This window comes from Limnochorda sp. L945t (genome assembly GCF_035593305.1).
GTDB classification, from domain to species: Bacteria; Bacillota; Limnochordia; order Limnochordales; family Geochordaceae; genus Carboxydichorda; species Carboxydichorda subterranea.
The window spans coordinates 722,274-748,727 of the sequence record NZ_CP141615.1 but is presented as its reverse complement, the minus strand read 5'-3'; the positions used below and the strand labels follow the sequence as shown (position 1 = coordinate 748,727).

The 26,454-nt window shown below is 69.6% G+C and carries 25 protein-coding genes, 1 tRNA gene and 1 riboswitch; of the genes, 13 read left to right on the top strand and 13 right to left on the bottom strand.

The annotated features are described in order from the left end of the window. Window positions 1-20: 20 nt before the first annotated feature. Window positions 21-1,223 (top strand): alpha/beta family hydrolase, encoded by a 1,203-nt coding sequence (locus tag U7230_RS03410; protein WP_324718178.1) that lies wholly within the window; start codon window positions 21-23, stop codon window positions 1,221-1,223. 3 nt (window positions 1,224-1,226) lie between these two features. Here U7230_RS03410 and U7230_RS03405 read toward each other — a convergent pair whose 3' ends face one another. Next, entirely contained in the window at window positions 1,227-2,396 is a 1,170-nt protein-coding gene (locus U7230_RS03405) for an alpha/beta hydrolase family protein (protein WP_324717339.1), read from the bottom strand. A 250-nt stretch (window positions 2,397-2,646) separates the two neighbouring features. After that, a riboswitch (cyclic di-AMP (ydaO/yuaA leader) is annotated at window positions 2,647-2,796 on the top strand. 163 nt (window positions 2,797-2,959) lie between these two features. Here U7230_RS03405 and U7230_RS03400 point away from each other — a divergent pair. The 8 genes from U7230_RS03400 (at window position 2,960) to U7230_RS03365 (ending at window position 11,391) form a co-directional block, all read left to right on the top strand. Beyond that, on the top strand, window positions 2,960-4,534 hold the full coding sequence (locus U7230_RS03400) for an ABC transporter substrate-binding protein (protein WP_324717338.1): 1,575 nt from the start codon (window positions 2,960-2,962) through the stop codon (window positions 4,532-4,534). Window positions 4,535-4,565: 31 nt separating this feature from the next. After that, window positions 4,566-5,579, top strand: a complete 1,014-nt coding sequence (locus U7230_RS03395; RefSeq protein WP_324717337.1) for an ABC transporter permease — start codon at window positions 4,566-4,568, stop codon at window positions 5,577-5,579. Between the two features lie 23 nt (window positions 5,580-5,602). After that, the gene (locus U7230_RS03390) at window positions 5,603-6,532 is read left to right on the top strand and encodes an ABC transporter permease (RefSeq protein ID WP_324717336.1); all 930 of its coding nucleotides are present in this window, start codon (window positions 5,603-5,605) and stop codon (window positions 6,530-6,532) included. A gap of 19 nt (window positions 6,533-6,551) precedes the next feature. Continuing rightward, window positions 6,552-7,418 carry an alpha/beta hydrolase gene (locus U7230_RS03385; protein ID WP_324717335.1) on the top strand — a complete coding sequence of 289 codons (867 nt, stop codon included), beginning with the start codon at window positions 6,552-6,554 and terminating at the stop codon, window positions 7,416-7,418. Window positions 7,419-7,707: 289 nt separating this feature from the next. Beyond that, on the top strand, window positions 7,708-9,462 hold the full coding sequence (locus tag U7230_RS03380; protein ID WP_324717334.1) for a carbon starvation CstA family protein: 1,755 nt from the start codon (window positions 7,708-7,710) through the stop codon (window positions 9,460-9,462). A gap of 1 nt (window position 9,463) precedes the next feature. Then, window positions 9,464-9,730, top strand: coding sequence for a DUF7990 family protein (locus U7230_RS03375; RefSeq protein ID WP_324717333.1), 267 nt, complete (start codon window positions 9,464-9,466; stop codon window positions 9,728-9,730). A gap of 13 nt (window positions 9,731-9,743) precedes the next feature. Further along, window positions 9,744-10,754, top strand: coding sequence for an ArsA family ATPase (locus U7230_RS03370; RefSeq protein ID WP_324717332.1), 1,011 nt, complete (start codon window positions 9,744-9,746; stop codon window positions 10,752-10,754). 4 nt (window positions 10,755-10,758) lie between these two features. Beyond that, a complete protein-coding gene (locus U7230_RS03365) occupies window positions 10,759-11,391 on the top strand; it encodes a hypothetical protein (protein ID WP_324717331.1) in 633 nt (210 codons plus the stop codon). A 55-nt stretch (window positions 11,392-11,446) separates the two neighbouring features. On the opposite strand, the gene U7230_RS03360 is transcribed toward U7230_RS03365, so the two are convergent. Further along, window positions 11,447-12,430 (bottom strand): aldo/keto reductase, encoded by a 984-nt coding sequence (locus U7230_RS03360; protein ID WP_324717330.1) that lies wholly within the window; start codon window positions 12,428-12,430, stop codon window positions 11,447-11,449. Window positions 12,431-12,519: 89 nt separating this feature from the next. Here U7230_RS03360 and U7230_RS03355 point away from each other — a divergent pair, with 89 nt between their 5' ends. Next, window positions 12,520-13,146, top strand: coding sequence for a class I SAM-dependent methyltransferase (locus U7230_RS03355; RefSeq protein ID WP_324717329.1), 627 nt, complete (start codon window positions 12,520-12,522; stop codon window positions 13,144-13,146). Here U7230_RS03355 and U7230_RS03350 read toward each other — a convergent pair. The 5 genes from U7230_RS03350 to U7230_RS03330 all read right to left on the bottom strand — a co-directional run bounded on the left by U7230_RS03350 (window position 13,136) and on the right by U7230_RS03330 (window position 16,972). After that, window positions 13,136-14,047 (bottom strand): succinate dehydrogenase/fumarate reductase iron-sulfur subunit, encoded by a 912-nt coding sequence (locus tag U7230_RS03350; protein WP_324717328.1) that lies wholly within the window; start codon window positions 14,045-14,047, stop codon window positions 13,136-13,138. The genes U7230_RS03355 and U7230_RS03350 overlap by 11 nt on opposite strands. A gap of 5 nt (window positions 14,048-14,052) precedes the next feature. Continuing rightward, a complete protein-coding gene (locus tag U7230_RS03345; protein WP_324717327.1) occupies window positions 14,053-14,427 on the bottom strand; it encodes a succinate dehydrogenase/fumarate reductase transmembrane subunit in 375 nt (124 codons plus the stop codon). 28 nt (window positions 14,428-14,455) lie between these two features. Beyond that, entirely contained in the window at window positions 14,456-14,917 is a 462-nt protein-coding gene (gene sdhC / locus U7230_RS03340) for a succinate dehydrogenase, cytochrome b556 subunit (RefSeq protein ID WP_324717326.1), read from the bottom strand. Window positions 14,918-14,965: 48 nt separating this feature from the next. Further along, the gene (locus U7230_RS03335; protein ID WP_324717325.1) at window positions 14,966-16,678 is read right to left on the bottom strand and encodes a succinate dehydrogenase/fumarate reductase flavoprotein subunit; all 1,713 of its coding nucleotides are present in this window, start codon (window positions 16,676-16,678) and stop codon (window positions 14,966-14,968) included. Between the two features lie 141 nt (window positions 16,679-16,819). Then, window positions 16,820-16,972: a hypothetical protein gene (locus U7230_RS03330; RefSeq protein ID WP_324717324.1), complete on the bottom strand. Its 153-nt coding sequence runs from the start codon at window positions 16,970-16,972 to the stop codon at window positions 16,820-16,822. A gap of 149 nt (window positions 16,973-17,121) precedes the next feature. Between U7230_RS03330 and U7230_RS03325 the strand changes: the two genes are divergently transcribed. Beyond that, window positions 17,122-17,198 (top strand) — tRNA-Pro (locus U7230_RS03325). A gap of 74 nt (window positions 17,199-17,272) precedes the next feature. On the opposite strand, the gene xylB is transcribed toward U7230_RS03325, so the two are convergent. Beyond that, window positions 17,273-18,766, bottom strand: coding sequence for a xylulokinase (gene xylB, locus U7230_RS03320; RefSeq protein WP_324717323.1), 1,494 nt, complete (start codon window positions 18,764-18,766; stop codon window positions 17,273-17,275). A 79-nt stretch (window positions 18,767-18,845) separates the two neighbouring features. Next, a complete protein-coding gene (locus tag U7230_RS03315; protein ID WP_324717322.1) occupies window positions 18,846-19,685 on the bottom strand; it encodes a GntR family transcriptional regulator in 840 nt (279 codons plus the stop codon). A 249-nt stretch (window positions 19,686-19,934) separates the two neighbouring features. On the opposite strand from U7230_RS03315, the gene U7230_RS03310 reads away from it, so the two are divergent. Continuing rightward, window positions 19,935-20,747 (top strand): superoxide dismutase, encoded by an 813-nt coding sequence (locus tag U7230_RS03310; protein WP_324717321.1) that lies wholly within the window; start codon window positions 19,935-19,937, stop codon window positions 20,745-20,747. 151 nt (window positions 20,748-20,898) lie between these two features. Then, window positions 20,899-22,071 (top strand): 6-phosphofructokinase, encoded by a 1,173-nt coding sequence (locus tag U7230_RS03305; RefSeq protein ID WP_324717320.1) that lies wholly within the window; start codon window positions 20,899-20,901, stop codon window positions 22,069-22,071. A gap of 52 nt (window positions 22,072-22,123) precedes the next feature. On the opposite strand, the gene U7230_RS03300 is transcribed toward U7230_RS03305, so the two are convergent. From U7230_RS03300 to murD, 4 genes are all read right to left on the bottom strand, one after another. Next, window positions 22,124-23,338, bottom strand: coding sequence for a PhoX family protein (locus tag U7230_RS03300; RefSeq protein ID WP_324717319.1), 1,215 nt, complete (start codon window positions 23,336-23,338; stop codon window positions 22,124-22,126). Window positions 23,339-23,450: 112 nt separating this feature from the next. Continuing rightward, window positions 23,451-24,119 (bottom strand): non-canonical purine NTP pyrophosphatase, encoded by a 669-nt coding sequence (locus U7230_RS03295; RefSeq protein WP_324717318.1) that lies wholly within the window; start codon window positions 24,117-24,119, stop codon window positions 23,451-23,453. A gap of 29 nt (window positions 24,120-24,148) precedes the next feature. Continuing rightward, the gene (rph, locus tag U7230_RS03290) at window positions 24,149-25,009 is read right to left on the bottom strand and encodes a ribonuclease PH (RefSeq protein ID WP_324717317.1); all 861 of its coding nucleotides are present in this window, start codon (window positions 25,007-25,009) and stop codon (window positions 24,149-24,151) included. Next, window positions 25,009-26,445 carry a UDP-N-acetylmuramoyl-L-alanine--D-glutamate ligase gene (gene murD / locus U7230_RS03285; RefSeq protein ID WP_324717316.1) on the bottom strand — a complete coding sequence of 479 codons (1,437 nt, stop codon included), beginning with the start codon at window positions 26,443-26,445 and terminating at the stop codon, window positions 25,009-25,011. The genes rph and murD overlap by 1 nt, the downstream gene beginning before the upstream one ends. Window positions 26,446-26,454: the final 9 nt, after the last annotated feature.

Here is a 26,454-nt window from a genome sequence, read left to right as displayed (position 1 = left end):
GGGTGCGGGCTTTGGGCAGCGTGGTCTTGCCGTCGCTCATCGATCGTTCGCAATGGGAGTCTGGTACTTCGTTCCAGTCGTTCGTCGAAGCGTCGCCCTCAGCCTCGGCCCGCCGGATGCGCCGGTACTACGAGCAGGCACCGGACATCCCCGAGGCGGTACGGGAGCGGGCGAGAGCGTTCGCCGCCTCGGGAGGGCGGCTGTACGCGTTGGCCGAAGCGTGGTGCCCGGACTGCATGGCCACCGTGCCCGTGCTGGCCCGCCTGGCGGAGGCCGGCGGCGTGCCGCTCCGGCTGTTTCGCCGTGACGAACGGCCCGACTTGCGGGAGCGCCATCTGACCGCTGGCCGCCCCAAGATCCCGCTGGCCGTGGCGGTGCGCGAGGCCCCGGAAGGACCGTGGCAGGAAGTGGGCCGGTTCGTGGAACGGCCGGCCAGGGCCAACGCGCTCATCGCCGAGGCGTCCCGGGCAGGCAGGGACGCAGGCCGTGAGCTGCTCCAGGCATACGCCGACGGGTCGCTGCGGGACGCCATGGTCGCCGAGCTGGACGCCATGATCGGGGGAGGCATCGAAGAGGCCCGGGTCGCGGGCAGCCGGGGCACGCCGCTGCCCGTCTTTCTCCACCTGCCGTACCAGGTGACGCCGGCAGCCGTGGTCGTCGCCATGCACGGGGCCAGCCACGACGCATCTCACCCGTTGAGCTTCCACCTGTGCCAGCGCCTGGCACAACGGGGCCTGGCGGCCGTACGCTTCGACTTCGGCTACCGGGTGCGGGGCGAGACGACGCCCACGCTCCATCCGGAGGGGGAGGATCTGGCCGCGGTGCTGGACTGGGTCGGCACCCGGCTGGGTCTGCCTCCCGAACGGACCGTGCTCGCCGGCAAGTCGCTCGGCGCCCGGGTCTCGGTCATGGCGGCCTCCCGGCGGCCGTTTGCCGGTTTGGTGTTGTTCGGCTTTCCGTTGCACATGCCGGACGGCAGCTTCCCGGCGGCCGAGGATACCTTCGACCGCATCGAGACGCCCATGCTCTGGTTTTCCGGTACGCAGGATCCCCTGGCCGACCCGGCGCAGGTGGAGCGACACGCTGCTCGGGTGCGGGCGCCCCTCACGCTCCGGTGGCTGGAGGGTGCCGACCACTCCCTCGCCTCCCACCTGCACGAGGTGCTCGACGAGGCCGCCCAGTGGATCCTGGACCGTTGTGTCCCGGCCCGGTTCGCCGCGTGACGGTCAGGGCGCTCCGGCCTGTTCGGGCGCGCCGGCGTGAGCCCGGGAAGGCGCCCCCGGCAGGGCGGCTGGCGGGAGGGTCACGTAGACTTCGAGGGGCCGGACGGGCACCCCGTCGCTCCACGTGCCCATGAACCGCTGCTCCGGCGTGTCTCCCAGGGCCACGGCCCGGCAACGCCCGTAGAACGCGGCGTCGAGCAGGGCATCCAGGAGTTTCCAGAACCCGAAATAGTCCAGCGCGTCGGGCGGCCCCACGCTTCGGGTGACGTCGACCCGGCCCGTGACGAGACCCAGCAGGCGCAACGCGACGGACTGCATCCAGGCGGGCACCACGGTGATCTCCGGGGCCTCGGGCGCGTCTTGCGGCACCAAGGCGGCGGGGGCATAGTGATCGGCCACCAGGGCCGGCCGACCGTGCCGGTCGCTGTGGACGATCACGTAGTTTTTGTTACCGGCCGCGACCTGAGCTAGTGTAAACACCGTACGGGCCGTCCGCTCTCCCACTGTCCGGTCGGCGTCACCGGCGACCACGAGCAAGAGCGTGCCGGGGTCGATCCCGGCGTAATCCTCCATGATGCTGGGCTGCTTGCGGGCAAACCAGATGGCGGTCTCGGGCGGATCGCCCGGCTCGACCACCATGACGGCCTTCGGGAGAGGCAGCTGCCCGTAGCGTGCGCGGACGGCCAGGTTGGCGGCCAGGACGCCGCCCAGGGAGTGGCCCACCACGGCGAAGCGCCGGGTATCGGGCCGCACGTGGCGGCCGGAAGAGAGCTGGCCCAGGGCCTGCCGCACCGCTGCCACGGCATGGTCGGTCATGGACCGCGGAGGCGTCGTCAACGTGGCCTGGTAGCGCGGGAAGACCACGATGTTGCCCTTGCGCACCAGGTGCTCGATCCAGGCACCGTATGGATCCGGGAGCATCGCTCCCCACCCGTGCAGGAAGACGACGACGGGCGCCTGCACCGGCGCCGGGTCGGCCGGTTCGAAGATCCAGTACTCGCGGTCGGCCACCCCGCCCCGGCTCATGACCACCCGGGCGTGCGAGTAGTCCCGGCCCCCGGGACCGCTGGCCGGCTGTCGGGGAGGAGCCGGCGGGGCGGCCAGCGCCAGGGCCTGCGCGAGCCCGATGGCCAGGGTGGCAGCGGCCATGGCCCACCGATGCAGCGGCCGCATGGGTGGTTGGCGTCCACCTTCCCTGCCATGTTTATGGTCATAGCATCGAGCCTTCGCGCTTCCCCTGTGTTACCTTCGGATGGCGAAACCGCGAAGCGTTCATGCCCTCGAGCTTCCCGGCACCCCTCCGTCCTCCCCCGTCTGCTCCCGTCCGCCCGTCGTTTGACCCGGTCGCGCCCGATGGCGTAAAATGGGGATGGTATCGTATGCAGTGACACCCACAACTGGATAGTGCGCCCGCACACGTGCGGCCACCTGATCGCCGAATCCGCCGGGTCCGGAGCTCGGCCCGGCGGAGCGGGGGACCCAAGGTCGGGGCGAATTCGACCGTAAGGTCGATAGGGCAACCTCGGCTGCCCGAGCCCGTCAGCTAACCTCGCAGGCGTGGCAGAGGGGCGTGCCCACGGGGCTCGTTGCCAGCGCCCCGGGGTCCGTGACCCGGGGTTTTTCGTACGCTTCGCCGAGTCGCTGCCCCAGCCGCACCCGTACCTCGCGCCGGTTCCCCAGAGCCGCGCACGTCCGCGGGCAGCACGCGACGCCATCAACGGAAAGAGGGGACGGCCATGGCTCGACGCACGCAGTCCCGGTGGGGGCAGGCTCTGGCGTGGCCCGCGCTCCTGGCGAGCCTGCTGGTAGGCCTGTCGAGCAGCGTTTCCGGTGGTGCGCTCGCCCAGGGCAAGGTGCTCCGGCTCGTGCTCGACGGAGCCAAGAACCGGGAGGCCGAGCTCCAGGCCATCGCAGGGTACCTGCGGCAGATCGGGGTGGACGCCCAGGTCCGGGTGTGGGAATACCAAACGCTTCTCGCCGAGGCGCAAGAAGGCACCCGAGACGCCTACGCCACCGACTGGGGAAGCGCCACGTTCTCGCCGTTCGATCTGGCCATTCCCAAGCTGCGCACGCAAGATCGCGGCAACTTCTCGTTTTACTCCAATCCGGAAGTCGACCGGCTCTTCGACGCAGCGTCGACCACCATGGACGAGGCCAAGGCCCGGGACGCCTACGTGAAGGCGCAGCGCATCCTGTACGAGGATGCACCCTGGATCTTCGGATACTACCTCGACACCATCGAGGCGGCGTCGGCCCGGGTGAGCAACTGGCGCCCCTCGGTCGACAACCGCATCAATCTCCACGACGTGGAACTCCAGGGCGGCACCACCCTCGTCGTGGGCTTACGCGCCGATCGTATCCAGAGCTTCGACCCGGCCGATCACCGGGATCGGGACACCGAGACGGTGCTGCGCAACATGTTCGACGGGCTGGTGACCCGCACCCCCGACGGCGAGGTCGTCCCGGAAATCGCCGAGTCGTGGCAGCAGCCCCATGCCACGACGTATGTATTCAAATTGCGCAGAGGCGTCCGCTTCCACAACGGTGACCCGTTGACCGCCGAGGACGTGGTCTTCACGTTCGAGCGCATCCTCTCCCCAAAGGGGCTCGACGGCCGCCCGTCGCCCAGGCTCGGGCTGCTGGGGCCCCTGTCCAAAGTCGAGAAAGTGGACGACTACACCGTCAAGATGACGTTGAAAAACCCTTCCCCCGTCTTCCTGCAACTGCTCGTCCACACGCAGATCGTGCCGCACAAGTACATGGAGCAAGTGGGCCTCGCCGGGTTCGTCCGGCATCCCGTGGGCGCGGGGCCGTTCAAGTTCGTGCGCGGCCGCCTCGACGGGGACATCGTGCTGGAGCGATTCGACGGCTACTACGGCGGTTCGCCCCAACTCCCGCCGGTCGGGCCGGCCAGGATCCGCCGGATCGTCTTCCGCATGATGCCCGAACCGGGCAGCCGCATCGCCGCCCTGCTGGCCGGGGAGGCGCACATCATCCAGGAGGTGCCGCCCGACGCGGTCGACCGGCTGGAGAGGGCACGGGGCGTGCAGGTCAAGGTGGCGCCCGGCACGCGGCTTTACGAGATCGAGCTCAACAACGACCGCTTGAAGGATCCCCGGGTTCGCCGGGCGCTCAACTACGCCGTCGACTGGGACGAGATCCTCGAAGCCCTTTACCGGGGGTACGCGCACCGGGTCGCAACGGCCATGCTGCCGAGCGGTTTCGGCTACGACGAACGGTTGAAGCCCTACCCGTACGACCCCGACAAGGCGCGCCAGCTCCTGCAGGAGGCGGGCTACGCCGTCCGGTGAGGCCGACGGCACCCCAGAAGGGAGAGTACGGGTGAAAGGCGTGCGCGTGGTGCGCCGGCTGGTATCGGCGGTGCCGCTGGCAGCCGGCGTCGTGTTGCTGACGTTCTTGCTGTTGCGGCTGCTGCCGGGGGACCCGGTGGACGCCATGATGGGCCAGGCCGGCAACGTCAGCCAACAGGAAATCCAGGCGCTTCGGGCCCAGCTCGACCTCGACCGCCCGCTGGGGCAACAGGCGGTGCGCTTCGCCGGCAGGCTGCTGCACGGGGACCTGGGGCGCTCCATCCGCAACTCCCAGCCGGTGACCGAGCTCATCGGGCAGTCGCTGCCGGCGACCCTGGAGCTGGCGGTGGCAGCAGGGGTCTTTGCCGTGCTCGTCGCGGTGCCGGCGGGGGTGATCGCTGCCTTGCGCCACCGCAGCTTCCTGGATCATGCAACCATGGGCGCGGCGTTCGCCGGGATCTCCATGCCCGCCTTCTGGCTGGGGCTCGTGCTCATCCTGGTCTTCGGGGTCGCGCTGGGATGGCTGCCCACTTCGGGCCGGCTCGACCCCGGCATGGACGTGCCGGCCGTCACGGGGTGGATGACCATCGACGCGTTGCTCGCGCGGGACTGGGAAGTGTTTCGCTCGGCCGTGCTGCACCTGATCCTGCCGGCCGTGACCCTGGGAGCGGAGCTGGCGGCCATCCTCTCGCGGGTCGTGCGATCGAGCATGCTCGAGGTACTGCGCGCCGACTATGTCCGGGTAGCCCGGGCGAAGGGGGTGGACGAGTGGCACGTGGTGTTCCGGCATGCCCTGCGCAATGCCCTGGTACCGGCCGTGACCGTGCTGGGGCTGCAGATGGGGGTATTGCTGGGTGGCAACATGATCGTCGAGACGGTCTTCAGCTGGCCCGGCCTCGGAAGGCTGGTGGTGGGGGCCATCTTCGCGCGCGACTACCCGGTCGTCCAGGGAGCGGTCATGCTCTACGCGCTGACCTTCCTGGCCGCCAATCTACTGGTCGACCTCGCCTACGCGCTGCTCAACCCGCGCATGGCCTCCGCCTGACGGCCGTGGCCGAGGCTGCTCACGTGGCCCAACCCGCCGCCGTGGCCGAAGAGGAGGTGCCGGAGGGGTACGAGGGCGCTCGGCCGCCCGGGCCGAGCCCGGCGCGCGACCTGCTGCGCCGCTGGCGTCACCATCCCATGGCGCTCGCGGGCGCCATCGGGTTGCTCCTGTTCGCCGGGATGGCCGTCCTGGCGCCGGTCGTCGCCCCGTACGGCCCGGATGCGTTCAGCCTGGGGGAGCGCCTTTCGCCCCCCTGGCCCGTGCCAGGGTGGGCACCGGGACACTGGCTCGGGACCGATGAACTCGGGCGCGACATCGTGTCGCGGCTTTTCTACGGCGCCAGGCTGTCGCTGGCGGTCGGGGCTGCGGCCGTGGTCATCTCGGGGGTCGTGGGCACCGCGCTGGGGACCGCCGCAGGGTACTTCGGAGGGCGGCTCGACCAGGTGGTGTCCCGTTTCGCCGATCTGTTGATGGCCTTTCCGTACCTGCTGTTCGCCATCCTCGTGATGGGGATCCTGGGGCCGGGTTTGGTCAATCTCGTGCTGGCGCTGTCGTTCAAAGCGTGGGTGGAGTTTTTCCGGATCGCTCGCGGCGAGACGATGGCGCACAAAGGCCGCGACTACGTCGAGGCGGCCAGGGCGATCGGCCGATCGAGCGCCGGGATCCTGTGGAAAGAGATCCTGCCCAACGTGGCACCCACGCTTCTCGTCGTCGCCACTTCGAGGATGGGGTACATGGTGCTCATGGAGGCCTCGCTGAGCTTCCTGGGGCTGGGGGCTCCCTCGGACGTCCCCGCGTGGGGTAGTATGGTGGCGGCAGGCCGGGACCACCTGGTGGACGCCTGGTGGGTGTCGACGATACCGGGCCTGGCGATCCTGCTCCTGGTCATGAGCATCAACGGATGCGGCGAGGGGCTAAGGGACATCCTCGACCCCCATCTGCGGGGACGATAGGCGGGAGCCGCGCGACCCCATGTACGAGAAGACCGGGCATTTCACGGGGGAGGACGGGCTTCGGTTGTTCTACCGCTCATGGACGGCGGCGGAGGCGGAGACGGCCGTGCCCGTCGTGGTGGTGCACGGGGCCTTCGAGCATGGGGGACGCTACCGTCACGTAGGGCAATGGCTCAGCGAGCGGGGCTACGACGTCTTCGTGCCCGACCTGCGGGGGCACGGGCTCTCCGAAGGGCGCCGCATGTGGGTCGAGCGCTTTTCGGAGTACTTGACCGATCTGGACCGGTTCCTCGACCAGCTGGCGCGCCCGGACGGGCGGGTCTTGCTGGTCGGCCACAGCATGGGCGGTCTCATCGCGCTCCACTACGCCCTTTCGAGGCCTCGCCGCCTGTCGGCGCTGGTGCTCTCGGCGCCGTGGATCCGGCTGCGACTGCGCCTCAACCCCCTGGAGCAGGCCCTGGCCCCCGTGATGGCCTCCATCCTCCCGGCGCTCGAGCGTCCCTCGGGCATCGATCCGGGGGCGCTCAGCCGCGACCCGGCCGTGGGCCGGGCCTACGATGCGGATCCCCTGGTGACGAAGCGGGCGACGGTGCGGTGGTTCGTGGAGTGCTCCCGGGCAGCGGCGGCCATCGAGTCGGCGGGCACGGTGCCTCTGGAGATGCCCGTGATGGTGCTGCAGGGGGCGGCTGATCCCATCGTGGATCCTGCCACTTGCCGGAGAGTGTTCGAGCGGATCGAGCAGCCCCGCAAAGTCTTGAAATGGTATCCGGGCGTCTACCACGAGATCTTCAACGACCCCGACCACGAGCAGGTGCTCCGGGACGTGGTCGAGTGGGCGGCTTCCGAGACGATGGCGGCTCCCGGCGAGCAGAGCCCCGCTCGGTGAACGGCGGCAGCACGGCGAGCGAATCGCAGGCTTGTGCTGAGACCGTTTGCGAAGTAATGTAATGGGCGGGAGCCCTGTATCACGGCATTCATCTGGTTTCAACCGCATCGACCCTCCTATCTCCCGCCTCCCTTGAACCCCGGGTTCTCCCGTGGCCCGTCCGGCACGGCCCGCGTCGGAGGGGAGGTGGGACGGCACCGGCCCTCCGTCGAGCCAACCGCGTAGAGCCTGCTTGGAAGTCGCGTCCGAAGTGCAGAGCATCGAGGCGTTCTGGAGAGGAGCGAGCGCGGTGACTACGTGGCTCCTGGTGATCGGCGTTGCGGTCTACGTCGTCTCCTACCTCACCTACGGCCGGGGACTCGAACGCTCCGTAGTGCGGGCCGATGACAGCCGCCCCACTCCCGCCCACGCCATGTACGACGGCGTCGACTACGCGCCCGGGCATCCGCTGGCCATCTTCGGCCACCACTTCGCCTCCATCGCGGGCGCCGGGCCCATCGTCGGGCCGGCCATCGCCGTGGTTTGGGGATGGATGCCGGCGCTGCTGTGGATCTGGTTTGGCAACGTCGTCATTGGCGCCGTCCATGACTACCTCTCGGTGATGGCCTCCGTGCGCAGCGAGGGTAAATCGGTGCAGTGGATCGCCGGTAAGGTCATGAAGCCGCGCACCTCGTGGACCATGATGGTGTTCATCTACGTGACGCTCATCCTGGTCGTGGCCGCCTTCATCAGCATCGCTGCCACCAACTTCGTGGCCAACCCCGAGGTGCCCACCTCCAGCCTGCTCTTCATCGTCGCGGCCGTCGTCTTCGGCATGCTGTACTACCGGTACAAGATGAACTTTACCGTCGCCACCCTGCTCGGGCTCCTGTTGACTGCGCTGGCCATGTGGGTCGGCTACGTCTGGCCCTGGCATGCCAGCTTCCATACGTGGATCGTCGTGCTGGGCCTGTACGCGCTGGCGGCCGCCAGCCTGCCCGTCTGGCTCTTGCTCCAGCCTCGGGACTATCTCAACGCGTACATCCTCTTCGTGGGGCTGGGGCTCGGTGTCGTGGCACTCCTCTTCACCTTCCGAGGCATTCAGCTACCGGCGTTCACGATGTGGAGCGCTCCGGCGGTAGGCGGCGTGCCGTCGCCCTTCTGGCCGGCCATCCCGCTCGTGATCGCGTGCGGTTCGCTCTCCGGTTTTCACTCGCTCGTCGCCTCGGGCACGACCTCCAAGCAGATCGACAAGGAGAGCCACGGCCTGCCGATCGGGTATGGCGGGATGCTGACCGAGGGCTTGCTCGCCACGCTGGTCGTCGTCACGATGGGCGCCTTTGCGATGCCCGTGCTGTCCACCGTCGCGGACAAGCTCGCTCAGGCGGGCATCTCGCTCGATCAGCTCAAAGCGGACCGGATCTACTTCGGCAACAACCTGCTCAAGGCGGCAGCCCCGGTGGGCGGCGCGTTGGGGCTGTTCAACCGGAGCTACGGCGAGTTGCTGTACCAGATCTTCGGGCTCGCCCCTCGCCTCGGGGCCCTGTTTGCCGGGCTGTGGGTGACCGCGTTCGTGATGACGACCATGGACACCGCCACGCGCCTCGCCCGGTTCACGTGGCAGGAGCTGGTCGAGCCCCTCAAGGAGTCGTCGCCCGGCTTCCATCGGGTCATCGCCAACCGGTGGGTCGGCGGCGCCATCGTCGTCATCCTGGCCGGTTGGCTCGCGTGGGATGGCGCTTACAATACCGTCTGGCCCGCTTTTGCAGGCGCCAACCAGATGGTGGCGGCCGTCGCGCTGCTGACGTCGGCCATGTGGGCCGTCAAGGTGCAGCGGGCTTCGGGCGGTTATCGCTGGGCTACGGTGGCAGCCGGGGTGTTCTTGTGGATCACGGTGTTCGCCGGGGTGATATGGTACATCTGGGCCGTGCCCGCCTCGCCCGTGATCAAGGGCATCTTCGTGCTGATGGCGGCGCTTTCGCTGCTGCTGTTGGCCGACTTCTCCATCTCGTACCGGGAGAGCCGGGTCGAGCTGGCCAGGGTGCCCGTGGGAGGCGGCCGGTGAGATGAAAAGCCCGCTGCGGCTGGTTGCCCGTCTGTTCGCCGACTGGATGCGCCAGCGCGCGGTGGGCTACATCCAGGCGGAGCGGCGGGAGCTCGAAAACGTCTTCGCCCTGTTGGTGCTGGGCTCGTTCGTGGGGCTCCCGTCGCCGCCCACTCCGCTGGCGCTACGCCTCTTGCCCGAGATGGGCCGGGAACTTGCCGTCATGAAGGCCCGGGCACAGGAGATGGACGACGTCTATGCGGAGATTGCAGCGCTCTTCGACCTCTGACGGCCCGCCGCGCGTGGCCCCACCGTCGAGCGCCCTGGCGTCGGTCCTCGGCCGCGCCGGCCACGCCGCGGGGGCCGGTTACGCCAGGCCCACGCTCTTGCTCACCCTCGGCAAGGGGGGTACGGGCAAGACCACGGTAGCGGGCGCCCTCGCGGTGCACCTCGCACGGCAGGGACTCCGGGTGGTGGCCGCCTCCATCGACCCGGCCCATAACCTCGGAGACGTGCTGGGAGCACCACTCGGCCCCGAACCGACCCCCGTTGCCTCCGTCCCGGGCCTGGAGGCGCTCGAGGTCGACACGGACCGCGCGCTCGACCGCTACCTCGAAAAGCTCTCCTCCGAGGTGCAACACGCCTATCGATACCTGCAGGTGCTCAACCTCGACGGCTATCTCGACACGCTGCGCTACTCCCCCGGGGTCGAGGAGCACTCGGTGCTGGAGGAGATGGGGCGGCTGCTGGAAAGCGCCCGGGCCCGGGAGGCCGACGTCCTCGTGGTGGATACCCCGCCCACGGGGCTCACGCTGCGAGTGCTGGCGCTCCCCGGGCTCTCCGTGCGGTGGGCAGAGCAGCTGCAAAAGGTGCGAAGGGCCCTGCTCGACCGGCGGCGGGCCGTCGAGCACGTGCTGGGGCCTCAAAGCGCCCGCCTCGGCGAACGAGAGGTCGTCCTGGTCTCCGACGAGACGCGCGACCCCATCAGCCGGATCCTGCAACGGTACCGGGAAGCCATGCAGCATCTGCAGGCGGCACTACAGGACCCCGAAAGGTGCGGGGTGTTGATGGTGAAGAACCCCGATCCGCTGTCCACGGTCGAAACGGCTCGGGCCCTGGAGCAGCTCGCCGCCTTCGGCATCCCGGTCGCCCTGGTGGTGGTCAACAAGGCTCCCCGCGGCGGCGAGCCCGGCCAGGCCTGCGGAGCTGATACTGCCCCGGTCTTTCCTTACCCCACCCGGTACGTGCCGTTGTTCTCCCCCGAGCCCATCGGGGTCGAGGCGCTCCGGCGCGTGGCCGCCTACGTGGTGTAACGTCATGAACGCCTGGCAGGCTCCGTGGATGGGGTGGCTCGTCTTGTTGGGCGGGGCGGCGTACCTGCAGTACCTGTGGGGGCGGAGGGCCAACTGGCGCATCATCCGCGGCACCGCGGCCGAGTGCGAGCGGGCCCTTCGCCCCAAGGATCAGCGGTACACGTGGATCGGCGGCCTCATCGGCTATCGCGCCGACTACGTGGTGCGCCGGGGCGACCTCAACCGGGTGGAGGCGACCCTGACCGCCCTGCCCCGCCACAGCCTGCTCTACTTTCCCGTCTCGTGGGCATGGCGGCGCCATGACACCCTTTACCTGCTGTGGCGTCCCAACATGCCGCTGCGCAGCCGCGCCCACGCCTACCTGGTCGCCCCCGGCGTCCTCGCTCCCCGCATCCGCGATGTGGCCGCACTCCACGAAGCCTGGGTCACGGGCGGAGGGCATCGTTACCGCCTGCTGTACTCGGGCGAACAAAGCCGCCGCCTGCTCACCCGCCTCGTGGAGGCGGGGGCGTCCCCGCTCTTGCGTCACGTGAGCATCAATCCCGAGGAGGGCGCCGTCTACTGCCGGGTCGTCGCGCGCCCCGGCCAGGTCGCTCCGCTGGTGGAGCGCCTGGCCGACGTCTTGCAGGAGCTTTGAACGAGCAGGAGCTCTCAGGGGACGCCCGCGCCGCCTCGCAACGAGCCCGCGGCCTTCAGAGCAGCGACGTGCCCGGCGGCACCACCCGGTCCACCTGCTCCTTTTCCTCGCCGCTCAGCCGGATCTCGGCGGCCCGCAGGTTGTCCTCCAGCTGATCGAGCGTACGGGGGCCGATGATGGGCGCCGTCACCGCCGGGTGCGCCATCACCCAGGCCAGGGCAAACTGGCTGATGGTGACCCCCCGCTCCTTCGCCAGCTTTTCGATCTCTTCCACCGCATCGTACCGGCGCCCTGCCTTCTCGTCGTCGAGGCCCATCCACTTGCGCCGGTTGGGGTCGGACGCCCGGGCATCCTCGGGGATGGGAGCGCCTCGCCGGTACCGGCCCGCCAGCCATCCCCCGGCCAGCGGGCTCCAGGGAATCACCCCGATGCCGTGAGCCTGGCAGGCGGGCAACACCTCGGTCTCGACTCGCCTATCGAAGATGCTGTAAGGAGGCTGCTCGCTCACGATCCGCTCGAAGCCCATGCGGTCACTGATCCAGAGCATTTGCACGAGCTGCCACGCCGGGAAGGTAGACGTACCGATATACCGCACCTTTCCCTGGCGCACCAAGTCGTTCAGGGCGCTCAAGGTCTCGTCCATCGGGGTATCCGGGTCCGGCCGGTGGAGTTGGTAGAGGTCGATCCACTCCGTCTGCAACCGCCGCAGGCTCGCCTCGACCTGCTGCATGATGTGCCGCCGGCTCGTGCCCCGGTCGTTGGGACCGCTGCCCATCTCGCCGAAAACTTTGGTCGCGAGCACCACCTGATCGCGCCGGCCTTTGAGCGCCTTTCCCACGATAGTCTCCGAACCGCCCCTGTTGCCGTACACGTTGGCCGTGTCGAGGAAGTTGACCCCCGCATCCAGCGCCCGGTGGATGATCCGGATGGACTCGCCCTCATCCGTGCGCCACCCGAAGTTCATGCACCCCAGGCAAAGCCGCGAAACCTTGACGCCTGCCCGTCCGAGCCGCACGTACTCCAACGTTGCTTCCCCCATCCGTGGCTTGTCCCGTCCCCCATACTACTTCCGCCGGCGCGCTACAATGTGGCACCGGCACCAGCCGAAGAGAGGTGGTCGATCCGCCCTTGGGGACCAGCCGTCCAGCCTTCGCGTGGTTCATGCACCACGTCTTCGCCCGTCTACAGCCTGCCTTCCTGTGGCAGCTGCGCCGCGAGCTGACGCGCCGGGCCCGGGGACGGGTGCTCGAGGTAGGGGCGGGCGACGGCGTCAACCTCGCGCTCTATGACCCCGCCCGTGTGGACCACGTCTTCGCCCTCGAGCCCGACCCTGCGATGCGCCGCTACCTGCTCCGGGCCGCCGTGCGCGCCCCCGTGCCCGTGGCCGTCCTGGGCGGCGATGCCGAGCACCTGCCCCTGGCAGACGGCACCGTCGACTCCCTGGTGTACAGCCTGGTGCTTTGCACCGCCCGCCAGCCGGCCGCCGCCATGGCCGAGGCCCGGCGGGTGCTCCGGCCGGGCGGGAGATTGCTGCTGCTCGAGCACGTGGTTTCCGAGCACCCCCGGTGGAGAAGGGTGCAACAGGCCGTCAACCCGGTCTGGTCGGCCGTGGGCGGCGGCTGCCACCTCGATCGGGACACCCTGGCCACTGTGCGCCATCAGGGCTTTTCCCTGCGCCTCTTGCGGGCGCTGCCGGGAGCGCTGACGCCCCTCGTGCTGGCGGAGGCGACCCGCTCCGCCCCTTTCACACGGTAGGCGGCGGCGCCTGGAGCCTCGGCTTGCCATCAGGCGTCTTGTCCGAAGGCGGCGGGAGAGGCCCCATCACGGGCGCCGGCGCCCGGTCCGGCCCGCCCCGCACCACCGTTCGCTTGAGGAGCTGGATGCCAAACGCCGGGTCGACCCCCTTGGGGCACGCCTCGCTGCAGGCCCCGGCCAGGTGGCACTCGTACACGCCGTGCGTCGTGTCGAGGACGGGCAGCCGCTCCGCCCAGCCTCCATCCCGCGAATCCGCAGTATACCGGTAGGCCTGCGCCAGCGCCTGCGGGCCCAGGAAGTGCGGGTCGGTCGCCACGGTCGGGCAGGCCGCCACGCACAGGCTGCACTTGAGGCAATAGGCGAACTGGAGGTACGCCTCCATCTCCTCGGGGGTCTGGCGGAACTCCCGGGTCGGAGCCTCCATCTCCGCCCCATCCTGCCGGATCAGGTACGGCTTGACCGCCCGGTGCTTCTCAAAGGTCGGCGTCAGGTCCGGCACCAGGTCTCTGATGACGTCGTGGTTGGGCAGGGGCGCCACCTCGATGGTGTCGCCGAGCTCCACCACCTGAGTCTGGCAGGCGAGACGGGGCTTGCCGTTGATGAACATCCCGCACGACCCGCAGACGCCCATGCGGCACGAGCTCCGGAAGGCCAGCGAACCATCCTGGTGCTCCTTGACGGAGAAGAGCGCATCCAGCACCGTCATGCCCGGCACCGTGGGCACCTGATACGTCTGCCAGTGCAGCTCCGTATCGCGGTACGGGTCGAACCGGGCCACCCTCAGCGTGACGGAGCCGGCCGCCTTCGGGGTCCCTTTGCCCGCCGCGGGCGTAGACGGAGCCTCCTGCTCCACGGTGGCCGCGCGCTCCGGCGCAGCAGCGCTTCCCGATGCTCTGCTCATCGCCCTCAAAACGCCCCTCCCATGCGGGCGGCCGCAACAGCCGTGTACACCCCGTAGACCAGGACGACCAGGCCGAAGAGGAGTACGACCGTGTCGATCACCCGGGCCGCTCGCGCCGAATGCCAGACCTCCTGCAGGATCCGCCGGGTCCCGTAGAGCCCGTGGTACAGTGCGAAGACCAGGAGCAAGACGTACCAGACGGTCCAGATGGTGCTCTTGGCCCGCTGGGCGACCGAGGCGAAGCCGCGCACGTTCTCCCCCGCCCAGCCAAGGCTCGCCAGGATGCCCTCGTAGTGCATGAGCCCCATGTGGGCCGACAACAGCACGATGAGCACCGCTCCTGACAGCAAATGCAGGGCCCACAGCCGCGACTCTCGCAAACCGCTTCGCCCCCCACGTGCTAGCACGCTAGCCCACCACGATTTCCCAGAGCCCCACGGCGATGAGCACGCCGGCCAGGATCATGAGGATCGAGGTCAGCGGCCGCTGCCGGTGGAGCGCCACAGGATACGGATAGACCGGTGTCGCCGGCCGCCCGAGGCTGTACCCGAGATGGCCCAAGAGCAACCGGATGCCGTTGAGCGCGTGGAAAAGAAAGGCGGCCAGCACCAAAAACTCCCCGAACCGGAACACGGGGGTGGACAGCGCCGCCATGGTCCTTTCCCACACCTCGGGGCCCTTGAGCCGCTGGCCCGTTACCCAGACGTGGAGCGGGAGATAGAGCATCAGCCCCAGCCCCGCGATGCGGTGCAGCGTGTACAGGTAGCGTTCCAGGGGATAACGCCCGGCGTAGACCCAGCCCTTCACCCCCAGCCGGCGCGACAGGCGCCTGGGCGTGGGCCTTACGCTGGCGGTCGCTTCTTGCGCCAAAGCGAGTTCACCCTCTCCAATCCCCACGGCCGGGAGGGACGTTCCCGGTCAGTACTTGCGTTCGACCGGCTTCCAGGTGGTGATGGTCACCGGCAGGTATTCCAGGCGGGGTCCGTCGTCGCTGCGGTAGGCGAGCGTATGGGCCAGGAAACGCTCGTCGTCCCGTTTCGGATAGTCCCGCCGGGCGTGCGCCCCCCTCGACTCCCGCCGCTCCAGGGCCCCCAGCACGATGACCTCCGCCAGGTCCAGCATGTTTTGGAGCTCCAGGGCCGAGACCAGGTCGGTGTTGTAGACCCAGCCCTTGTCGTCCAGCTTGACGGAGCCCATCCGGGCCTTCAGGGCGCGCACCTCGTCGAGCGCCTCCCGCAGGCTCTTCTCCTCCCGGAACACGCCGACTTTCTCGTCCATGAGCCGGCGCAACCGGCTCCGGATGTCGTACAGGTTTTCGGTGCCCCGCTGGCGCAGCAGCGCCTCCAGCCGACCCTGTTCCTCTTCGGCCTCCCTGACGGGGGCGTCGGGAATGGTGCGCTGGTGCATGGCGTGCTCCGCCGCCTTGCGCCCCGTGATGGAGCCCCATACCAGGCACTCCGCCGTGGAGTTGGTGCCCAGCCGGTTGGCCCCGTGCAGCGACACCGCCGCGGCCTCTCCGGCGGCCCAGATCCCCTCCACCGGCGTCTTGCCGTCGATGTCCGTGTGGATACCGCCCATCGAGTAGTGGGCCGCCGGCCGCACGGGCAACGGCTTTTCGATGGGATCGATGCCGTTGAACTTGATGGCGACCTCCCGAATGAGCGGCAGCCGCTCCAGGATCCGCTCCCGCCCCAGGTGCGTGAGGTCGAGCTCGACGTAGCCGAGCCCGCTCGGATGCTCGAACCCTCGCCCGTTCTCGATCTCCGTCATCTCAGCCCTGGCCACGATGTCGCGGGGGCCGAGCTCCATCATCTTGGGCGCGTAGTCCTCCATGAACCGGCGCCCTTCCCGGTTGCGCAAGTAGCCCCCTTCGCCCCGGGCCGCCTCCGTGATGAGGATACCCGACGGCACCAGCCCCGTCGGGTGGAACTGCACGAACTCCATGTCCTTGAGCGGCATGCCGGCCCGGTAGGCCATCGCCATGCCGTCACCCGTCACGGTGTACGAGTACGTCGTGAACCCGTAGATGCGGCAAAACCCTCCGGTCGCGATGATGAGGGCCTTGGCCCGGAAGAGGGCGAACTCCCCCGTGGTGAGATCCCAAGCGGTGAGGCCTGCGAACGTGCCGTCTTTCACCAGAATCCGCGTGGCCACCCACTCGTCGTACCGCTTGAAGCCCCCGTAGCGCTGGATGGTGTCGTAGAGCGTTTGCATCTCGAAAAACCCGGTCTTGTCGGCGGCAAAGGTCGCCCGGGGGAAGCTGTGGCCTCCGAAGGGCCGCTGGTTGATCCGCCCGTCAGGTCGCCGGGACCAGGGAATGCCCCAGTGCTCGAGGCGCAGGATCTCCTTGGGCATCGCCTCGACGAAGCGGAAGACCACGTCCTGGTCGGCCAGGAAGTCGCTCCCCTTGACGGTGTCCCAGGCGTGCAGCTCCAGGCTGTCCCCTTCGTCCGTCCGCAAGACGGCCGCGGTACCCCCTTCGGCGCAAACCGAGTGGGCCCGCATGAGCTGGGTCTTGGAGACGATACCGAGGTCGATCCGCCCGCCCGAGACGTGGAGCACCTCGAGAGCCGCCCGCAAGCCGGCCAGGCCGCTTCCCAGGATCAAGACGTCGTGCGTGTAGGTTTGCAAGCAGTAGCCCCCCAAACCAGGACATTGGCGCAGGCAGCCCACCTCAGCCCACGATAATCCGTGGCGCCTTGGTTGCAAAGGTACGGACGTCCCTCTGTGGGTACGACCTGTACCTTGCTTTCCCTTTTCCTACCCTCTTTCCTACCCTCGGGGCACCAGGGGGATCACGTAACGGGCCAGGAAGTACAGGATGGCGACCACGATGATGACGATACCGGCCCACTTGATGGCCGCCTGCCCGACGGCCGCCCCGTCCGCCGGCGGTTGGCGTCCCCCGCGCTCGTCGTCGTCCATCGTTTTCGTGGCTCACTCCTCTGCTGGCGGTGCAAGCACCCCCCCTGCCCCTCGCCGGTTTAGTCTGGCTCGCCGGGGCCCCTTTCCAAACCCGCTGCCCGCCAAGCGGTTGACGGCCTGCCGCCCCTCGCTTACCATGGGAGCGGCAGCGGGGCGTGGCGCAGCTTGGCAGCGCGACTGCTTTGGGAGCAGTAGGTCCCGGGTTCAAGTCCCGGCGCCCCGACCACCGGCCAGGCGTTTCACGGGCTTCCTGACCTTTCCAGACCCTTTTCGACGCCGCGCCCCAGGCTCCCCTACAGTTTAGCGTCGCATCCGGCCCAGATGGGCGTACACCTGCTCGAGTGCCCGGTAAGCCTCTCGATAGACCTCGTAGACCTCCTGATAGTGCGAGACGGCACCCGCCTCCGGCAAGACCGGGTTTCCCGTGGCCACGCAGGCCCGCTGCGCCTCCTCGACCGAGGGAAAGAGCCCCACGCCGGCCCCTGCCAAGAGCGCGGCTCCCAGGGCCGACGAATCGGCGAAGGCGAGCGGCACCACCCGCCGCCCCAGGACGTCGGCCAGGATCTGCAGCCACAAGGGGCTTCGCGCTCCGCCGCCCCCGGCCCGGATCTCCGCGACCCCGGCCGTTGCCAAAGCCGCCGTCTCCAGGCTTTCCCGCAGGCCCAGAGCCACGCCTTCCAGCACCGCCCGGGCCACCGCGGCCCGGCCGTGCTCCATGCCCATTCCGACCAGGGCGGCGCGGGCTACGGCGTCGAAGTGGGGCGTGCCCGTGCCGGCCAGATACGGGAGGAAGAGAAGGCCTCGGGCGCCGGGCGGCTCGGCGGCGGCCAGCCGGTCGAGCTCGCCGTACGAGGGCCCGTCGAGCAGTTGCTTGAGCCAGCGCAGGCTCAGGCCGGCCGACAGCAGCGCTCCCATCGCCAGGTAGCGCCCGGGCAGCACGTGCGTGAAATAGTAGGCCCGCCCCAGGGCCCGGGGCTCGGGGCGCTCCACGTCCAGCAGCACCTGCCCCGCCGTGCCGAGCAGCACCGCCGCCGTGGCCGGCCCCGCCAGCCCGGCCCCGAGCGCGCCCATGGGCATGTCGGCTCCCCCGGTGATGACCGGCGTCCCGGGCCTCAGCCCCAGCGCCTCGGCCGCCTCGCGGATGAGCGTGCCCGCCACCTCGCCCGACCCCCGCACCGGCGGAAACCGGCCGGGATCCAGCCCCAGGGCCTGGATGACGTCCTCCATCCACCGCCCCTGGTGCAGGTCGAACAGGAGCGTGCCCGAGGCGTCGCTCGGATCCGTCGCCGCCTCCCCGGTCATCTGCAGCCGCACGGCGTCCTTGGGCAACAGCACACACCGCACCCGCCGCCACGTCTCGGGCTCGTGCCGCGCCAGCCAGAGGAGCTTGGGCGCGCTGAACGACGCCATGATCGGGTTGCAGGCCCGGCGCTCGATCTCCGGGAAGCGGCGCCGGAGCTCCGCGGTCTCTTCCAACGCCCGGGAATCGGCCCAGAGGACCGCCGGGCGGATCGGTCGTCCACGGCCGTCGAGCAGGACGATGCCGTGCATCTGCCCCGACAGGCCCACCACCGCCACGGCCGATGGCCCCAGGCCGCTTTCGGCCAGCGCTCGTCGTACCGCCCGGCAGGCCGCATCCCACCATACCTGGGGCCACTGCTCCGCCCAGCCTGGTGCGGGAGTATCGATGGGGTACTCCTCGGCGGCGCATCCCCTAACGGCGCCGCCCGCCTCCACCAGCACCGCCTTGACGCCTTGCGTGCCGGCATCGATGCCCAGCGCGACCGCCGCCACCGCTACTTGATCGCCCCTTCCATGAGCCCCTCGACGAAGGCCCGCCCGACCGCGGCGAACAGCACCAGCACCGGTACCGTCATGACCACCGCCCCGGCCGACAGCATCCCCCAATCGACCTGGTACTGCCCGATGATCCCGGCCAGTCAGCCGGAAGCACGACCTGGAACGTGTACCGATCGGCGCGGTAAGTGGAGACCACGTACTCCACGGGGCTCCCGTCCTGTGCGAACGTCGTGCGCTCGGTCACGAGCACGGCCGAACCCGGCCGGATGAGCAACAGCGACGCCTCCTCCGGGGTGGCGTCCCGCGCGCTGATCGACTGCTCGGCCCAGGCCAGCTGCACCCGGTGCTCCCGCAGCAGCGCGTACAGCGAGCGGTCGGTCATGTCGAGATCCGCCAGCCATCCGAACCGCTCCGCCGAAAGGTGGGCCGTCTCGATGCACATGGGCTCCCCACCAGCCAGGCGCAAGCGCTCCAACCGGAGCACCGGCCCTGCCGGCGCCAGGCGCAGCCGCTCGGCCACCATGGCCGGAGCGGGTACCCGGTGAAATCCCAGCACCCGGGCGCCCGGCTGAAGCCCCCTGGCCCGCATGTCTTCGGTGAAGCTGGTAAGCGATCGCAGGTGTTGGGGGAGGCGGGCTCCTGCCACGAAGGTCCCCTTGCCCGGCACGCGGTAGAGCACGTTGTCGCGGATCATGCCCTCGAGGGCGGCCCGCACCGTCATGCGGCTGATGGAAAGCCGCCGGGCCAGCTCGCGCTCGGATGGCACCCGGGCGTGATGGCCGAGGTGGCGGCGCTCGATCTCCTCCTCGACCCAGCGCCGCACCTGCAGGTACAGGGGTACGGGAGCCATGCGGTCGACGCCCGGGCGGCGGGCCGTATGCGTGCGCGGGGGGTCTTTCTTCGATGCCGCCAAGGGCTCCACCCTCCCCCGTTCGAGAGCGCACCTGACCGAATGCGAAGGGGTACGGTGTGTGCCGGTCCGGTCCGGTTCTTTCCGCCACGCTCTTTTCGACGGCGAGGGACCGGCTCCCTGTCGAGGGAGCCCGTCCCCAGGCGGCCAAACGGGAACCGGGTCCCGTCAACGTCCCGTCCCGCCCGCCTACCCTGATCCCGAACCCGGCCCTTGCCGGTGGCCGGGCTCTTTTCCGGGAGGTGTCCACCGGTGAGCGAGAAGGACCAGACCGGCCGGTACCTCGTCGCCCGTGAAGCGGGCGCGGTCAAGACCGTGGTCCAGGAGGTGGCCCCTCCCCCCAAACCGGCCCCACCCGTCGCGCCTGCCCCTCCCGGCCCGCTACAGCTCCCTCGGGCTGCCGCGCTCTCCGGCGAGGTCCCGATCGGCGGGCACCGGCTACCTCCCCTGCCCTACCCGTACGACGCGCTGGAGCCCTATATCAGCGCCCGGATCATGCAGCTCCATCACGACGTCCACCACCGGACCTGCGTCGAAGAGCTCAACCGGGCCGAGCTCGCTCTCCAGCAGGCCCGCCGCCTGGGCAACTTCCAGCAGGCCCGGTGGTGGGAGCAGGCACTCGCCTTCCACGGCTCGGGCCATTTTCTGCACAGCCTCTTCTGGCTCAACATGGCCCCCTCCGGAGGGGGCGTGCCGGCGGACCCGGCCCTGCGCGCCGCCATCGATGTCGCCTTCGGGAGCTTCGCGGCCTTCCAGGCCCAGTTTTCTGCCGCGGCCAACCAGGTCGAGGGCAGCGGGTGGGCCCTGCTGGTCTGGTCGCCCGCCGCCGGCCGCCTGGAGATCCTGCAGGCGCAGAACCATCCATGGTGGTCCCAGTGGGGCGCGCTCCCCCTGCTCGTGCTGGACGTGTGGGAACACGCCTACTACCTCCAGTACGAAAGCCGGCGCGCCCGCTACGTGGAGATGTGGTGGCACGTCGTCAACTGGGCGGACGTGGCGGCGCGCCTGGCCATGGTACGGAGCGTCGCCCTGCCTCCCCGAGCCGGGTATCCTCCCGTCTCGTGACGCACCCTGTCCGTTTGAAACCGCATTCATTCAAAACGGCGCCGGCCTCCCGCCGCGTGAGCAGGAGCCGGCCTCGTCGGCGGCGTATGCAGCGAGGGAACGAAGGCGGGGTCCGATCGCGGATCCCATCCGATGGTAAGAGGTGACCGGCATGCCAAGACGGACGGTGGGAGTATTGACGGGCGGGGGCGACGTCCCCGGTCTCAACCCCTGCATCAAGGCCGTGGTGCTGGGTGCGTTGGAAAACGAGTACAGGGTTTTCGGGATCCGGCGCGGCTGGGCGGGGTTGCTTTATTACGACCTGGACGAGCCGTCCACCCACGACTACTACATCCGGGAGCTCCACCGCACCGACGTGCGCACCATCGACCGCACGGGCGGCACGGTGCTGCACACGTCGCGCACCAACCCCCAGAAGGTGGACCCGGCCTCGGCGCCCGATTTCCTCAAGGCCTCCTCCTGGGGCAAGGCGCTCGACGAAAAGGGCACCAAGGATTACACCGACTACGTGCTCAAGGTGATCGAGCACCTGGGGATCGACGTCCTGGTGGCCATCGGCGGCGACGACACCTTGAGCTACGCCGTGCGGCTGCACAAGGAGGGCGTGCCGGTGGTCGGCATCCCGAAGACGATGGACAACGACGTCTTCGGCACCGACTACTGCATCGGGTTTTCCACGGCCGTGACCCGCAGCGTGGAGTTCATCACCAACATGCGCACGTCGGTCGGCTCTCACGAGCGCATCGGCGTCGTTGAATTGTTCGGGCGCAACTCCGGCGAGACGAGCCTGATCAGCGCCTACCTGGCCTACGTGGATCGGGCCATCATTTCAGAAGTGCCATTCAACATCAATAAACTCTGCGACTTCCTGATGCAGGACAAGCGCAACAACCCTTCCAACTATGCCATCATGACGATCTCGGAGGGCGCCGTCATGGAGGGCGGCGAGGTCATCGAGAGCGGCGAGCCCGACGCGTACGGGCATCGCAAGCTGGGCGGCATCGGCCTCATCGTGTCGGAGGAGATCAAGCGGATCACCGGCCAAAACACCATGTACCAGCAGCTCGCGTACTTGATGCGGTCGGGCGCGCCCGACTCCCTCGACCGCATGGTGGCCATGTCGTACGGCAACCTGGCCGTCCAGCTCATCGTCAAGGGCGATACGGGCAAGATGGTGGCGCTGCAGGGCGGCAAGTACACGACCGTGCCCATCGACACCATCACGACCGGCAAGAAGCGGGTCGACGTCGAAAACCTCTACGACCCCGAAAACTACCGGCCCAGGGTGCGCGACTTCATCGGGATGCCCATGTTCTTGTACTGAGCCTGGCAGGCCGGCCGGGCGGGTCGCCGCCCGGCCGCTGCCCTGGCATCGACTAGAGCCCCCGGATTGCCACCACCGAGGCCTTCCACGGCGGGTCCGGGTGCTGGACGCTGAAGAAGAGCGTCTTGCCGTCCGGCGTGAACGACGGCCCGGTTCCCTCGGAGCCGTTGGGCAGCTGGGCGAAACGCCGCAGGCTGCCGTCCTTGGTCGAGGCCACCCAGACGGCGTTGTTGCCGTAGCGGGCGTTGATGAAGTCGTCGTACTTGTCCTCGAAGATCCAGAGGTTGCCCTGCGGGTCCAACTGCAGGTTGTCCGGGTTGAACATGCCCGTCTCGGGCCCGCCCTGGATGAACGTCTCCATCTGCAGCGTCTGCGGGTCGATGCGCACGACCTTGCCGTAGTTGTCCGGTGCCGGCTTGCGGTCGTCGCCGGTGATGGCGAGATACAGCTTGCCGTCGGCAGGGTTGTACTCGATGTCCTCGGGCCGGTCGAATCCGGTGGCCCCGTGCCGGAGCGCCCAGCTCCGCACGTCGTTGAGCACCGCCCGGTCCTTGGGCACCTCTATCCAGCGGCGGTTGGCCGCGTCCAGCACGCACAGCGTGCCGCTCGACAGGTCCCCGGGCTTGTCCGCCACGAACTTGGCCAGGATCCCGTTGCGATAGTCGTCGGTCAGGTAGACCGTGGTCCGATCCGCCATGACCAGCGCCGTCTCGTGGGAGAACCGGCCCATCGCGTAATGCTTGGTGACCCGAAGCGTCACCGGGTCCACTTCCACCACCCAGCCATAGCGGTTGACGTCCTTGACCATGCCGGCGGGGATCTCGTCGGCCGTGCGGGGTTCGTACTCCTCCGCCGAGAGGATCGTACCCCACGGCGTCAACGATCCCGCGCAGTTGTTCCAGGTGCCGCCCACCGAAGCGAAGTCGACGCCGACCGCCTCCAGCACCTTCCACCGTTCACCCTCGCGAGCCACGGTGAGCCGCGTGCCACCGCCGGGCCGCAGTTCGTGGTTGACGTAGAGCCAGCCGAGATCGGAGCCGTCCAGCGGGAGGTAGACCGTCAGATCGTTGTTGCGCAGGAACTTGCCGTTGCGGATTTGCTCGCCTTCGGAGATCAGGATCTGGTACTCGAAGCCCTTGGGAAGCACCAGCTGCGGGCCCACGGCAGGCTGCACCGGAGTGAAGCTGAGGGCCATCGCCGGGGCTGCAGCCGCTGCCATCCACGCCGCCATGCCTGCTCCCGCCACGTGACGCCATAGCCGTCGCATCCTGCGACCAACCCCCCGTGCGTGAGTGTGCCGTCCGGAAGGACAAGCCCAGCGTGCCAGAACGGTGTGTCAGAACCGTTATCGTTACGTCACAAGGGAATGGAGGCGGGGGTCACCCTTCGAAGGGCGGGGGCAGCGTCTCGGGGCTCTCGGGGGCGACGATCAGGCGCACCAACAGCGGCTCCGCCGCCCGCCAGGCACGAGCGCGGTGGCTGACCTGGTTTTTCTCTTCCCGGCTCAGTTCGGCGAACGTCTTGCCGAGGCCGGGTACGACGAAGAGCGGGTCGTAGCCGAACCCCCGGTCTCCGCGGGGCGCGAGTGCAATCTGCCCCTCCAGCGCCGCCTCTCGCACCCAGACCCGCCCGGGCGTCGATGGGCCGGCGGGCGGCTCGGCCACGGCGACGGCGCACCGAAACCGGGCCGTGCGGCGCGACACGGGCACACCCCGGAGCCGCTCGAGCAGGAGCCGGATGCGGTCGGCGTCCGTGGCGTCAGGTCCCGCCCAGCGGGCGGCCCGCGGCCCGGGCGCGCCTCCCAGCGCGTCCACTTCGAGGCCCGTGTCGTCGGCGACGGCCACGAGCCCGAACGCGGCCGCCGCCGCACGGGCCTTGGCGGCCGCGTTGACCCTGAGGTCGAGGCTCTCCTCCGGCACCTCGGGCATGGGCCGGCCGTGAGACGCCAGCTCTCCGGGCAGGACGATCTCCACGAGGCGGTCGAGCATCCCGCTTTCGGCCAGCGCCCGGTACTCCTCCAACTTGCCCCGGTTGGTGGAGGCCAGCACCAGGCGAGGCCTCCGAGGGGCGGCGGCGGTCATTCGTCGATCGCGGGGCGAGCAGGCAGCCCCATCTCCCGGCGCTTGTCGATCGCGGCGACCAGCTCAGGGGAGAGGGTGTCGCGCTGGAGCTGGACGAGCCGCCGGATGCCGCCCGCGGCGAGCTCGAGCAGGCGCCCCGCCCCGGCTACGTCGAAGGGCGAGTGTTCGGCGGTGCCCTGGACCTCCACCAGCTGGCCCCGGCCGGTCATGACCACGTTCATGTCGACGTCGGCGACCGAATCCTCGGCGTACTCCAGGTCGAGCCTGGCCTCTCCACCGACGATGCCGACGCTCACCGCGGCCAAAAAGTCGGCCAGCGGGATGGCCGCCCACCCCTCTCGGGCGGCGAGCCACCACAAGGCATCGGCCAGTGCCACGAAGCCGCCGGTGATGGCGGCCGTGCGCGTACCGCCGTCCGCCTGCAGCACGTCGCAGTCGACCCAGACGGTGCGCTCTCCGAGGGCGGTCAGGTCCACGACGGCCCGCAGGCTGCGCCCGATGAGGCGCTGGATCTCGACAGACCGGCCGGCCTGGCGGCCGCGGCTGATGTCGCGGGGGGTGCGTTCTCGGGTGGAGCGGGGGAGCATGGCGTACTCCGCCGTCACCCATCCGTTGCCCGTGCCCCGCAAGAAGAGGGGGACCTTCTCCTCGACGCTGGCCGTGCACAGCACCCGCGTGTCGCCGACGGAGATGAGCGCCGAACCCTCCGCCCACTTCACGACCTGGCGCTCGATGCGCACCGGCCGCATGGCGTCGGGGGCGCGCCCTACCCGTTCGGGCGCGGCCGGGCGGGCGGCCGGTCCGGCAAGGGTGCCGGCGTCGTGGGAAGAAGGGCCGGGCGTACTGCTCGGGCGCATCAGGTGCTGCTCGCCTCCTGCTCGTCGCGGGCCATGGCGCGCACCAGCTCCCGGAAGCGCGCGCCGCGCTCCTCGAAGTCCCGGAACATGTCGTAGCTGGCGCAGGCCGGCGAGAGCAAGACCACGTCGCCGGGGAGCGCCGCCTCGCGGGCGGCGTGGACCGCCTCCGGGAAGCTCGTCACCCGCTGGTAGCTCGGCCGGACGTGCAGCTCCTCTCCCGCCCGGAGCAAGGCGCGCTCGATGACCGGAGCGGTGTCGCCCAGCAGCACGATGTGCCGGCACCGCCGCAGGGCGACCCGTGCGAAGTCGTCGAACGGCAGGTGCTTGTCGTAGCCGCCGGCGATGAGCACGATGGGCTGCTCGAACGCCGTCAGCCCGGCCACCGCCCGGGCCGGGGTGGTGGCGATGGAGTCGTTGACGTACAGCACCCCGTCGAGGCGTGCGACCTCCTCGAGCCGGTGCGGCACCCCCGTGAAGCTCCGCACGACCTCCCGGATCGCCTCGGGCGCCACCCCCATCCGAAGCGCCACGAGGCAGGCGGCCAGGACGTTTTGCACGTTGTGCTCGCCCCGCAGTCGCAGGTCGCTTCGCCGGCAGCACTCCACCGTCTCGCCCGAGGCGTCGTCGAGCCGGGCGAGCAGCCGCTCGCCTTCCACCCAGGCGCCGGGCAGCCGCCGCTGGGAGCCGAACCACAGCACCTGGGCCGGGGTCTGGACCGCCAGGCCCGAGACGACCGGATCGGCTGCGTTGAGCACGGCGAAGTCTCTCGGAGCTTGGAAGGCCAGGATCCGGCTCTTTGCCGCGATGTACGCCTCCATCGTGAGGTGCACGTCCAGGTGGTTGGGGGTGATGTTGGTGACGACCGCGCCGTGGGGGCTGACCTCCGTGGTCTCGAGCTGGAAGCTGGAGAGCTCGAGGACGACCAGCGCCCCCGGCTCGATGCGATCCAGGCGATCGATCAGCGGCTCGCCGATGTTGCCGCCCACGAAGACGGGACGACCCGTCGCCTGCAGCATGCGGCCGGTGAGCGTCGTCGTGGTGGTCTTGCCGCTCGAGCCCGTGATGCCGATCACCGGCGCCCGGCAAAGGCGCATGAAGAGGTCGGTCTGCCCCGTGATGCGCACGCCGGACGCCCGGGCCGCCTGGATGGCCGGCAAGTGCTTGGGGATCCCCGGGGTCAGGAAGGCGACCTCGGCCTCTTGCAGGGCGTCCAGATAGTGCGGCCCCAGCACGAGCTCCACGCCGAGCCGTTGCAGCTCCTCGCCCCGCCTGCCGAGCTGGGCGAGGTCCTTGCGGTCTGCAGCCACCACCCTGGCACCCCTCGCCACCAGGTAACGCACCAGGGGCAGGTTTTCCACGCCGAGGCCCACCACGGCCACGCGCACACCCTGCCAGGTCGCCGGGTATGTCGCCTGCACTTCCACCGGTACCGCCATGACCGCCTG